The sequence below is a fragment of the Flavobacterium alkalisoli genome (genome assembly GCF_008000935.1).
Taxonomy (GTDB): Bacteria; Bacteroidota; Bacteroidia; order Flavobacteriales; family Flavobacteriaceae; genus Flavobacterium; species Flavobacterium alkalisoli.
Genome location: NZ_CP042831.1, coordinates 226,044 through 238,690, shown reverse-complemented (window position 1 = coordinate 238,690; position 12,647 = coordinate 226,044). Strand labels below are relative to the sequence as shown.

Here is a 12,647-nt window from a genome sequence, read left to right as displayed (position 1 = left end):
AGCAACAAAAAAAATTAGCTGGTTAGTAAGGTTTTGACTTAATAAACAGCTAATTAATTGTTTTAGTATGTTAAATGCAAGAAAATCTTTATTTCTGACGGAAATAAATATCTATCGGAACACCCGAAAAATCGAAATTCTCACGTAACTTATTCTCTATGTATCGTTTATATGGTTCTTTAACATATTGTGGTAAATTACAGAAAAACACAAACTGAGGCGTAGGTGTAGGTAACTGCATACAGAACTTAATCTTAACATATTTACCTTTTAACGCCGGTGGCGGATAGTTTTCTATAATTGGCAACATCAATTCGTTAAGTTTAGAAGTAGCTATACGCTGTTTTCTGTTTTCAAAAACCTGTACAGCTGTTTCAAGTGCTTTAAGTAAACGCTGTTTTGTTAATGCTGAAACGAAAAGAATAGGCACATCGGTAAACGGCTGAAGCTCTTCGCGTATTTTTTTCTCATAGTCACGGGTACTCATAGTGTCTTTCTCTACAAGGTCCCATTTGTTTACAAGAATTACCACCCCTTTACGGTTTTTCTCTGCAAGCCAGAAAATACTCTGATCCTGTCCTTCAAAACCACGGGTAGCATCAATCATCAGGATACATATATCACTGTGCTCAATAGCCCTAACCGAACGCATTACCGAGTAAAACTCAAGGTCTTCCTTAACCTTAGCCTTACGGCGTATACCTGCAGTATCTACCAGGTTGAATTCAAAACCAAAACGGTTGTATGTTGTATCAATGGCATCGCGGGTAGTACCGGCAATATCAGTAACTATATATCTGTCTTCGCCAATAAGAGCGTTAATGAAAGATGATTTACCGGCATTAGGTCGTCCAACTACAGCAAAACGGGGTAAGGCTTCTACATTCTCATCTTTTTCTTCCGGTTCCGGTAATAAATCAGCAAGGGCGTCTAAAAGTTCTCCTGTGCCCGAACCGCTCATACCAGCAATGGTATAATACTCTCCAAGCCCAAGATTATAGAACTCATAAGCGTCTTTTTCGCGCATGGCATTATCTACCTTATTAACGGCAAGAAGTATAGGTTTGGTAATTTTTCTAAGAAGTTTGGCAACCTCTTCGTCCATTGGAGTTATACCTTCCTCAACATCAACAACAAATATAATAACATCGGCCTCGTCGATAGCCAGTTCTACCTGACGGCGTATCTCGCCTTCAAAGATATCGTCTGATCCTTTTATGTAACCACCGGTATCAATAACAGAAAACTCTTTTCCATTCCATTCGCTCTTTCCGTAATTTCTGTCGCGCGTAACGCCACTCACAGAGTCTACAATGGCTTCTCTGCGCTGTATCAGTCGGTTAAAAAAAGTAGACTTACCTACATTTGGCCTTCCTACTATGGCTACGATATTATTCATCCCGTTGTTTTAAATTTTTTGCAAAAGTACACTAATAAGTTGTAAAGTCACAAAGTTAAAAGTTGTAAAGTTTTTGCAGCCCTAACTTTGTATGCCTTAAATGGTTTCTATTTTTGATTATAACCGAAACGCCTTAGCTGGAAAGAGTTTGATCGCCAGTTTTTGTTGACCTTTACAAACATCTCCAGGTGTATTTGCTTACCAAAGAATTTTTCAAGGTCTTCCCTTGCCTGAATGCCTACTTTTTTAATGGCTGCTCCCTTATGGCCTATAATGATACCTTTTTGGGTATCGCGCTCTACCATAATAAGGGCTTTTATCCTTATAATATCATCATCTTCTAAAAATTCCTCTGTTTCAATCTCAACGGCATACGGAATTTCCTTATCGTAATTAAGAAGGATTTTTTCACGGATGGTCTCGTTTACAAAAAATCGCTCCGGTTTATCGGTAAGTGCGTCTTTAGGGTAATATGGAGGAGATGCAGGAAGTAATTCTAAAATACGGTTGAATACTTCGGCAACATTAAAGTTCTTTAGTGCAGAAATAGGATATATTTCGGCATTAGGTACTTTTTCTTTCCAAAGTGCTACCTGCTCTTCCAGTTGTTCCTGAGAAGACTTGTCTATTTTGTTGAGTAATAGCAGTACCGGGATTTTAGCATGGATGATTTTATTAAAGAAGGCTTCGTCCTTTAATTCTTTTTCTCCAATCTCTACCATGTATATAAGTACATCGGCATCCTCAAAGGCCGATTTTACAAAATCCATCATGGATGTTTGCAGCTCATAGGCCGGTTTTATGATACCCGGGGTATCTGATAGTACTACCTGAAAATCCTCTCCGTTTACAATACCCAGTATACGGTGTCTTGTGGTTTGTGCTTTAGAAGTTATAATAGAAAGGCGTTCGCCTACAAAGGCGTTCATTAAGGTAGATTTGCCCACATTTGGGTTACCTATAATATTTACAAAGCCTGCTTTATGTGACATATAAAAAAAGTTATGCTGCAAAGGTAGTCATATCAGCGCAATAGAAGAAATAAAAAGATTTTTGTGTGTTTTTCTTGTAGTTCTGTATAATGGTTGTATATTTGCACTCGAAACATCGCGGGATAGAGCAGTAGGCAGCTCGTCGGGCTCATAACCCGAAGGTCACAGGTTCGAGTCCTGTTCCCGCTACTAAGTAAAAGGCTTCACAAATGTGAAGCCTTTTTTGTTTTTTTTGAGATGTGTTAAAATATTAGAAAAGGTAATTAAATTAGATATGGCGAGGTATTTCAATAATAATGTTGTATATTTGCACCCGAAACATCGCGGGATAGAGCAGTAGGCAGCTCGTCGGGCTCATAACCCGAAGGTCACAGGTTCGAGTCCTGTTCCCGCTACTAAGTAAAAGGCTTCACATTTGTGAAGCCTTTTTTGTTTATACTTGTATAATTAATAAGTAAAAAAGAAAGCCACTCATTTGAGTGGCTTTCTTTTTTATTGTTGTAAAGGTAGTGTTTTGTCATAAACTCCTAATTCCTGAGTCATTATGCCGTTTTCCCAAAGTGTAAGGTGTATAAGGTTTTGCTCTTTCATGTAGTCGCTAAACCTTAGTTCGGTAGTATCAGAAAGGTAAATTATCATCCAACAGTCTCCGTTTACAAATACCCTGTAATCTATAAGATCAAGGTTGTACATATCCTTTATCCATACCTTATTGTCTGATATGGTAATAACAACGGGTTCTTTGCCTGTTGTTGGGGCGCCAGTGTGGAGAGTATATTCTCCTTTCAACTGAATTGGGACTGCCTGATTTACTACTGAAGCTTCGGTTTCGTTTGAAGATTGGTTAATTTCGTCAGTCTCGCAAGATGTTACAAATAAGGCAACTAGCCCTATCAGTAATGATAAAGTTAATTTTTTCATGGGGTGTGGGGTTTTAACTTTACAAAGTTAATGTTTATTTAATATTTAAATAAACTGCGGCTCATTTATTTAATATTTTTATATATTAATCAAAAAATTAACTAATTGGCATTCATCTTACTATCAGCTGATTAAGAATTTTATGGTTAATTAGCTGTTTTGTTGTTTTGTTTACAAACTCTATTAACAATAATTTAAGGTTTATTTTGTAGTGTATTGTTAAATTTGATAGAAATCGAAAAACCAATTTAACTATGGGAAAATTTGTAAGAAAAACAGCAAAAAATGGAGATTTTTATTTTAATCTGAAAGCCGGTAACGGCGAAATTATCTTAACAAGTGAGATGTATAAAAGTAAAGCGTCTTGTGATAACGGAATCTCTTCTGTAAAAGAAAACGCTCCAAAAGACGAAAAATATGTGAAGGAGACAGCTGCAAACGGTAAGCACTATTTTAATCTGAAGGCCGGTAACGGACAGGTAATAGGTAGCAGCCAAATGTATGAGAGCACCTCGGGAAGGGATAATGGTATTGAATCGGTTAAAAAAAACGCTCCTGATGCTGAAGTTATAGACGAATAAATATTAAAAAATATATGTATTAAAAGCAGTGTTATTAATTCAAATAACACTGCTTTTTTATTTATTTTTTAAATAAACTAACAGGGTATAAAATTTATCCTGTTAAAAATTTGTTAACAATATTGTTAACTGTAAAATGTTAAAAAAGTTAAAAAATAAATTAAAAATATTCTTTTTACAGCTATTTTCTACCCCATTTTACTTCAAAAAAAAGATGCGATTTTTATCGATAAAAAACACATATAAAACCAAAAGGTGTTATTTGTCGTATTTAATGAGTGTTTTGTCGATTTGTTTTTTTGATAAGAATTTGTTTACATAGGTTTATTATTGAAAGTTGAAATTCGCCAAAACATCAACTATAGGATGCACGACCTTTTTGTTAGAAAATATCTATTATTCTACTATTTAGTAGTTTGTGTAGGGTTTGTTACTTGCGGTTACTCGCAAATAACAATCTCTACACCCAGTGTAGGATTTACTCAGGCCTGTGCATCTGCCAGTTCTGGTGGCTTCAATTTCTCCTTTTCATTTTTCCCAGCTGCAAACCTTGGCCCTACAAATCAGTTTATTGTAGAGCTTTCAAGTCCAACAGGAGATTTTACCTCTCCAACTATATTAACCACACTAACTAATACAACATCGCCGGTATCAGGCAGCTTTGTGTTTCCTTCTAATACTTACGGAGATGCTTACAGGATTAGGGTAAGAAGTACAAATCCGATAAAAATCAGTGCTCCAAGTGTAGCCTTTTCGGCTTATTATGCTGTACATAATCAGCCTTTTTCTGTAAATGGCAATATAAGCACTGTGAATTTATGCGGAGGCGGTAGCCAGGTGTTACAAATTGATAATACTGGAACGCCGGCTTCACCATTATATTATCCTCAGTTAACTTATATCTGGTATAAAGATTATGTGGAAATACCGGGAGAGACAGGTAGTAGTATTACAGTTTCTCAAGCGGGTTCTTATTACGTTATTGTAGATTACGGGCCGTGTGTCATGAATTCCTATTCAAATATAATTCAGGTCAACGCACAATCAATACTCTATCCAACTATTGAATCGGCCGGCAATGAAACAACAATTTGTCCTTCCAGTAACATTTTGCTCACGAGCGTCCTCCAGCAGCCAGGTTATACATATAAATGGTACAAAGACAATGTCTTAATACCCGGAGCAACCTCTGCTACATACGCTGCCACACAGGGCGGTGTTTATCATTTAGTATTAACAAGTAACGGTTGTAGCTTCGACTCAAATTCCATTACACTAAATACCACCGATTTTACTTTAGATATAGATCCGGCAGTCCCTACATCAATTATCCCGGGAGAAACCTTAACACTAACGGCTATAACAGATGCAATTTCGCCAAATATAGCATGGTATAAGGATAACGTATTAATTTCGGGGGCAAACGGGCTTACTTTAAATGTTAACCAACCGGGTAACTACAAAGTAGTAGTAACACAGCCTACCCCTTGTAATATAGTTAAAGAAGCTACAGTAAGTATAGTATATCCTACCGGTTTTGATTTACTTATACAAACATCGCCTTCTTACACATCATGTAGCAGTGCTACGGTAGATCTTTCTATTTTCCAGTTTGATGCTACGGTTTTAAGCGGTATTGTTAATCTTATAGGTAATACTTTAGGATACAGCTATCAGTGGTATAAAGATGGTGTGGCCGTATCAGGAGGTATAGGTACGGGCTTAACATTAAATAGCCCTACTTTAAATGGTAGTTATGAATTAAGAATAACCATTCCGGGTTATGGTGTAATAGTTTCTAATGCTCTTACTATTAATTTAAGTGCTCCTACGCCGGTAATTTCAGGAAGCTCTATTTTATGTGATAGTGGTTCGGTAACATTAACTTCAAATGTAACATCTTCCAGTTATACTTATCAGTGGTATAAAGATGCTGTAGTGATACCTGGAGCAACTACTTATAATTACACAGCGACTGCCGAAGGTAATTATTATATGACTGTTACAGCAGGAGTTTGTGTGCAGCAGTCAAACACAATTAGTGTGGTTCAGGATGAAATAACAATAAACAGTAGCACTCCTGCATTGGATTTGATACTGCCTGGTGAAACAAAACCATTAACTATTACTACTGATGCCAACGGGCCTCAGTATTCATGGACCAGAGATGGTGTTCCTGTTGCAGGTACTACAGCTACGCTCAATGCGACACAGGACGGTCAATATGTAGTAACGGTAACACAAACAGTAGGCTGTCCGGAAACTGCTCAGTATACTTTTGTACTTGAATACCCAACAGGATTTAATGTAACTATAGCTCCTCAGGCAGGCTACCTTGCCTGTACCAGCACAAGTGCAACTCTTGAAATAACAAATTTTATAGCCACAACATCATTAGGTAATATGCCTATGACCGATTTGGGTTATGCATATCAGTGGTTTAAGAACGGTGTTGCAGTAGCAGGTGCTACCTCCCCAACACTTAATATAACCAGTGCAGCTGAAAACGGTAATTACTACCTACAGATTACCATGCCAGATTTTGCTCCTGTTGTGTCTAATACGGTTAATATAAACCTTGCGGTTCAATCGGTAACCATAAGTGGTACCACTACAATTTGTCCGGGAGGAAACACCTTATTATCATCCAGTTTAACTGCGCCAACTTATAGCTTCCAGTGGTATAAAGACGGAGTTTCTATACTTGGAGCAACTTCATCGACTTATTCGGCAAATGCAAATGGTAACTACTACATAACAGTAGGTAATGGTACCTGTAACATGCAGTCGAACACATTAGTTATTACAACCGAAACAGTAACGATAAACAGTAGTACTCCAACACTTGATTTGATATTGCCTGGAGAAACAAAACCATTAACTGTTACTACAGATGCCAATGGGCCTCAGTACTCATGGACCAGGGATGGCGTTGCTATTGCTGGCACTACCTCAACAATCAACGCTACCCAGGATGGTGAGTATGTTGTAACAGTTACACAAACAGTAGGCTGTGCTGCTACAGCACAATATACTTTTGTGCTTGAGTATCCAACAGGCTTTGATGTTACTATAGCTGCTCAGGCAGGTTATTTAGCATGTACCAGCACAACTGCTACGCTCGATATAACAAACTTTATTGCCATAACACCATCAGGAAATGTACCAATGACCGATTTGGGTTATGCATATCAATGGTTTAAGGATGGTGTTGCGGTGGCAGGAGCTACCACGCCAAGTTTAACCATAACAAGTGCTGCACAAAACGGTAACTATTATTTACAGATAACACTTCCGGACTTTGCACCTATTGTGTCAAATACAGTTAATATAAACCTTGCGGTACAAACGGTAACCATAAGTGGTACTACTACAATTTGTTCAGGAAGTTCTACTGTACTTTCATCCAGTTTAACAGCGCCAACTTATAGCTTCCAGTGGTACAAGGACGGTGTTGCAATACCCGGAGCTACAACTTCAACTTATTCTGCAAATGCTGAAGGTGATTACTACATAACAGTGGGTAACGGTACCTGTAACATGCAGTCTAACACTTTAACTATAACAACTGCGGTTGTAAATATAAACAGTAGTACTCCAACACTGGATTTAATACTACCGGGACAAACAAAACCTTTAACTGTTACTACAGATGCCAATGGGCCTCAGTACTCATGGACCAGGGATGGCGTTGCTATTGCAGGCACTACTTCAACAATCAACGCTACCCAGGATGGTGAGTATGTTGTAACAGTAACACAAACAGTAGGCTGTGCTGCAACAGCACAGTACACTTTTGTGCTTGAGTATCCAACAGGTTTTGATGTTACCATAGCTCCTCAGGCAGGTTATTTAGCATGTACCAGTACAAGTGCTACGCTGGATATAACAAACTTTATTGCCATAACACCATCAGGAAATGTACCAATGACCGATTTGGGTTATGCTTATCAGTGGTTTAAGGATGGTGTTGCAGTGGCAGGCGCTACTACGCCAAGCTTAACCATAACAAGTGCTGCACAAAACGGTAACTATTATTTACAGATAACACTTCCGGACTTTGCACCTGTTGTGTCAAATACGGTTAATATAAACCTTGCGGTACAAACGGTAACCATAAGCGGTACAGCTACAATTTGTCCGGGAAGTACAACTTTACTTTCATCAAGTTTAACAGCGCCATCTTATAGCTTCCAGTGGTACAAGGATGGAGTTGCAATACCGGGAGCCAACTCAGCGACATACTCTGCAAATGCAGTAGGCGATTACTACATAACGGTAGGTAATGGTACCTGTAACATGCAGTCTAATACCATTACTGTTACTTTAGAAACGATTTCGGTAAACAGTACTAACCCTGTGGTAGATATAATACTGCCGGGGCAAAATAAACTTATCACTGTTACTACAGATGCTATGGGACCTCAGTTTGCATGGACAAGAAACGGGGTTGCCTTACCTGAAACAACAGGTACTTTAACTGCAACTCAGGATGGACAGTATGTTGTGACCATAACCCAAACAATAGGTTGTACCACTACTACTCAAATGACATTTGTTTTGGGTTACCCTACAGGATTTACAATAGCTATAGCTCCGGATGCTTCTTATTCACCATGTGCGAGTACATCGGTAGATTTAGATATATCAAGTTTTATTGCTATAACTTCTGAGGGTAATATCCCAATGACTGATTTAGGATATGCTTATCAGTGGTTCCTTAACGGTGTTGCAATACCGGGAGCTACATCGCCATCTTATACTGTAAACGATGCCACCCAAAATGGTAATTACAGGCTACAGGTTATTATGCCGGGATTCTCTGCCTTACTGTCTAACACAGTATCAATAACATTGAGTATAGGTACTGTAGATATATCGCAAAGTGGCCTGCTTTGTCCTGATGATCCGCAGGTAGACCTTACCTCTAGTGTAACTATTCCTTCTTATGGATATGAGTGGTTTAAGGACGGTGTTTCTGTAGCAACAGGAAACAACCCGGTTTATACGGCTATAGCAGAAGGCGAGTATTATGTGGTAGTAACTACACCTAGCTGTTCATTTGTGTCTAATACTCTTGATTTAATATTAAGTGATTTCAGCTTAACTCCGGATACTCCGCTCGAAGATGTTATTATACCGGGAGAGAACAAAGTGCTGTCTGTAACTACAAATGCCTTGTCACCAATATTTACATGGTATAAAGATGGTGTTGTTTTACCGACTGAGACTACATCTTCAATGTATGTAAACACAGCAGGTGAATATAAGATAGAAGTTAAACAAACACAGGATTGTAGTATAGTAAAGGAACTTACCTTTATTATGACTTATCCTATAGGCTTTGATATACAGATTGCGCCAGATGGAGACTTTGTGGAATGTGCCGATACGGCTACATCACTAAATATAGTTGTATTTGATGCCTTAAGACCTATGGGTGGTACTATAGATATTCTTGACAACAACTATGGTTACGGATACCAGTGGTACAATAATGGAACTCCTATATCTGGAGCAACAGGAACAAGTATTACCGTAAATGAAAGTGGTGAATATCACCTTGAGGTTACAATACCTGACTTTGGACCTATTGCTTCAAATACAATAACTGTAAATCTTGGATTTATTGATAATGTTACCATAGCTACAAACGATGTATTTTGTGCAGAAGGTACCACGATAAATATAACTTCTAATGTTAATGATAGTGCTTATACTTACAAATGGTATAAGGTAGGAAGCAGCACAGTAATAGGTAACAGTAACTCTATAGCCGTTACCGAAGGCGGAAGCTATTTTATGGAGGTAAGCTATGAGAACTGTACTATTTCTTCTAATGTACTGGAAGTAATACCATATGATATGTCTCAGGTAGCTATAAGCACCGGACCTACATTTGATCTTCCGGAAGGGACAACATCAACAATTACTGCAAGTGGAGCCGAAAGCTACACATGGTATTTAAACGGGGTGGTTGTTTCAAACTCTCCAAGTGTTGAGGTTTCTCAGGGTGGTTTATATACCGTAGTGGCAACTGTAGGGGATTGTGAGGAAACAAGAGAAGTAATGGTAAGCGTAGTAGAAAACAATGTTATAGCCATACCTAATACAATTACACCAAACAACGACGGTAAAAACGATAAGTGGGCATTGCCTGCAAAATATGTAAACAAGGATAATGTAGAAATTGTGATATATGCCCCAAGTGGTACAATTGTATTCAGGGCTTCAAATTATATGAATAACTGGCCGGAGAGTGATTTTACATATTCCACAAAAAGCCTGGTGTATTATTACACCATTATGGAAGATAATGAGATTACTAAGAGAGGCTCTATAACTATTGTTGAATAACGGATGATAAAAAACTACCACTCCTTATTTTTCATATTAGTTTTTATAGCCGCTTTTACAAAGGTAAGCGCTCAGGATGCGCCTGTAGTTACCTTTAATATTCCGTACCAGAACAATTTAAAGTTTAATAGGTTCTTATACAATCCGGCTTTCTCTTTTGTCAGGGAAGATAATACATACGTTTCGCTATATCATCGTAACCAGTGGGTACAGTTTGACGATTCTCCAAAGGTATATATGCTTACTTATACCGGACGATTTTCAGATAAGTCAGGACTTGGTTTTGGTATTTATCAGCAAAACGTTGGGGTAATAACCAGTTTTGGGGGAGTAGCAAACTACTCTTACAACATAAGGCTTCAGGAAAGAATGAACCTTACTCTTGGCTTTAACATCGCTTATTACAATAGCGGAGTTAATAAAACAAGAACGGTAACAGGTGAGCCGGACCCGCTGATATTAGAGCTTAGAAACAATTCATTGGTTAGTATCAAGCCAGGGATAAACTTTAATTATAAAGATTTTGACCTTGGAGTGTATGCAGAGAATGTAGTGGATTACGATTTTAAATCGGATGAGATGTCAGAGAAGTATACTGACAAAACATATTCCATGCACCTAATGTATACACACAAAATGGTGGCCATGAAGGACCTTTTTAAGGATAGTGATTTTAACCTTGGCCTGAGAGGTAAGATGAGCGAGTTATACGGTTTTAGCCTTAATGGTTTTTTACTGGTAAACTTTCCAAGGTTAGGATGGCTGCAAACCTCGGTAGATAATTATTACGGGGTAGGAATTGGGGCAGGTTTCCATTTAACTAAAAGGCTTTCCTTAGGTTATACCTACGAAAGAACAGTAAAGGATGGATTAGTAAACCTGGGCCCCTCGCATGAAATTATCATGTCGTTTAAGCTAAAAGATAAGCTTAGCCTGAGGCAACAAAATAAAAAGGCTGGCGATACACTGGCACAATTGGAAGAAAAACTTAAGGAAGACAAAATAGCTGAAGAGGCGGAGGAAGAAGAAGAGGAATATTTAGAGAAAGGAGCCGACTTTGAAAAACTGAGAATGGAGCTTGATGAGGATAGTCAGTATTTACTTGATGCACTAATTAGAGAAGACTCCATAAATAAAATAAACAAGGCAGAGTTTGATAACAAGGTTAAAAACCTTAAAGACTATGCAAAAAGGGAGCAGGCAGTAAAACTGGAAAGAGCAAAAACTGAAATGCTCAACATGAAGAGGAAAGACCCGGGAGAAGAAGCAATTGAGCCTCAAACAGTGGAAGATCTTAAAAAAGCAAGAAGCGGATATTATGTGGTATCAACACCACCTAACGCTAAAAGCGAAGACGAAGTAATAATAGAACGCTATGATAATTTTACTGAGGCAGCATTGGCCTTAGAAAAGAAGAAGGAAGAGAAAATTGAAAAAAATCCTTATCTGATTCATGTGGAAGATAGCTCTGACGCAGAAGAGGAAAACATAAGGAGAAGGGAAAGAGAAAATGGCGTTTCGGGCAGAAGCTCTGGTAAAGGAGGTCAAAAAAGCTCAACCGGAAGCAAACCAAAACAGGGGAGTAGTAATCCAACAGCTTCAAGGTCTGGTAATTCAGGTAATAACTCAGAAGGGGGGAACATAGTAAACCCAGCTGCAGTAGTAACAGGAGGAGCGGTTGTTGCAGCAAAGATGGGTAATAACGGAAATACTACCGGGAACGGAAATAATGAAGAGGGTAGTGTTATGGAAAGCGAAATGGCAAATGAAGCTAAAAAGGCTAATAATGCAGAGGCATTGCCGCCACAAAGTAATAATGCAACAGCAGGCAGGCCTACAGAAGTAACAGCCGGAAACAATGCAAATAATAGTGGGGCAAATAAGAGTAATAATCAACCAACTAATAATACTAAAACAAAAGCAAATGAACTGGTACCAAACGATACGCGGGAAGCGAAAACGGGATCGAAACCTCCTTCCGCACAGTATATAAGGAAAGAAGAGGATCTTACTACAGAGCAGGAAATAAAAGATTATTATGCTGCAAAGACTGATTTAGTAAGACAGGCACCAAAAAGAGGCGATGTCCTCATGATTAAAGATGTTGAGCCGGGCTATTATGTAATAGCAAACGTGTTTAGTGAGCAGGAAAATACTGATAAGTTTATTAATAAATTAAAGGACAGGGGAATAAAAGCAGACTTTTTCCTAAATCCGCAAAACAATTTTAGATATGTATATCTTAAAAAACACACAAGCTGGAGAGATGCACTCATCTCATACTATTCAAATGTTAACAATACCTACTTTGATACAGTATGGCTGATGAGCATCAATGTAAACTAAACCGATAAACCAACTGACTAATTACAATAAAACCAACTAAAACACCAATAC

General features: G+C 38.2%; 6 protein-coding genes and 2 tRNA genes. 5 read left to right on the top strand and 3 right to left on the bottom strand.

Translation table 11 applies throughout. The features are described 5' to 3' along the window. Window positions 1-88: 88 nt before the first annotated feature. Window positions 89-1,399, bottom strand: a complete 1,311-nt coding sequence (gene der / locus FUA48_RS00875) for a ribosome biogenesis GTPase Der (RefSeq protein WP_147581681.1) — start codon at window positions 1,397-1,399, stop codon at window positions 89-91. 107 nt (window positions 1,400-1,506) lie between these two features. Then, entirely contained in the window at window positions 1,507-2,391 is an 885-nt protein-coding gene (gene era, locus FUA48_RS00870; RefSeq protein ID WP_147581680.1) for a GTPase Era, read from the bottom strand. A 116-nt stretch (window positions 2,392-2,507) separates the two neighbouring features. Here era and FUA48_RS00865 point away from each other — a divergent pair. Continuing rightward, a tRNA-Met gene (locus FUA48_RS00865) sits at window positions 2,508-2,580 on the top strand. Window positions 2,581-2,713: 133 nt separating this feature from the next. Continuing rightward, window positions 2,714-2,786, top strand: a tRNA-Met gene (locus FUA48_RS00860). Between the two features lie 97 nt (window positions 2,787-2,883). Here the strand turns inward: FUA48_RS00860 and FUA48_RS00855 are convergent. Continuing rightward, window positions 2,884-3,312 carry a hypothetical protein gene (locus FUA48_RS00855; protein ID WP_147581679.1) on the bottom strand — a complete coding sequence of 143 codons (429 nt, stop codon included), beginning with the start codon at window positions 3,310-3,312 and terminating at the stop codon, window positions 2,884-2,886. A 254-nt stretch (window positions 3,313-3,566) separates the two neighbouring features. On the opposite strand from FUA48_RS00855, the gene FUA48_RS00850 reads away from it, so the two are divergent. The 3 genes from FUA48_RS00850 (at window position 3,567) to FUA48_RS00840 (ending at window position 12,596) form a co-directional block, all read left to right on the top strand. Further along, a complete protein-coding gene (locus tag FUA48_RS00850; RefSeq protein WP_147581678.1) occupies window positions 3,567-3,893 on the top strand; it encodes a YegP family protein in 327 nt (108 codons plus the stop codon). A 366-nt stretch (window positions 3,894-4,259) separates the two neighbouring features. Further along, entirely contained in the window at window positions 4,260-10,250 is a 5,991-nt protein-coding gene (locus tag FUA48_RS00845) for a T9SS type B sorting domain-containing protein (RefSeq protein WP_205729426.1), read from the top strand. A gap of 3 nt (window positions 10,251-10,253) precedes the next feature. Further along, window positions 10,254-12,596 carry a PorP/SprF family type IX secretion system membrane protein gene (locus FUA48_RS00840; protein WP_147581676.1) on the top strand — a complete coding sequence of 781 codons (2,343 nt, stop codon included), beginning with the start codon at window positions 10,254-10,256 and terminating at the stop codon, window positions 12,594-12,596. Window positions 12,597-12,647: the final 51 nt, after the last annotated feature.

Bases quoted from the DNA above. Each gene is read 5' to 3' on its own strand.
- FUA48_RS00845 (WP_205729426.1), top strand. From the start codon at position 4,260: ATGCACGACCTTTTTGTTAGAAAATATCTATTATTCTACTATTTAGTA.
- der (WP_147581681.1), bottom strand. From the start codon at position 1,399: ATGAATAATATCGTAGCCATAGTAGGAAGGCCAAATGTAGGTAAGTCT.
- era (WP_147581680.1), bottom strand. From the start codon at position 2,391: ATGTCACATAAAGCAGGCTTTGTAAATATTATAGGTAACCCAAATGTG.
- FUA48_RS00850 (WP_147581678.1), top strand. From the start codon at position 3,567: ATGGGAAAATTTGTAAGAAAAACAGCAAAAAATGGAGATTTTTATTTT.
- FUA48_RS00840 (WP_147581676.1), top strand. From the start codon at position 10,254: ATGATAAAAAACTACCACTCCTTATTTTTCATATTAGTTTTTATAGCC.
- FUA48_RS00855 (WP_147581679.1), bottom strand. From the start codon at position 3,312: ATGAAAAAATTAACTTTATCATTACTGATAGGGCTAGTTGCCTTATTT.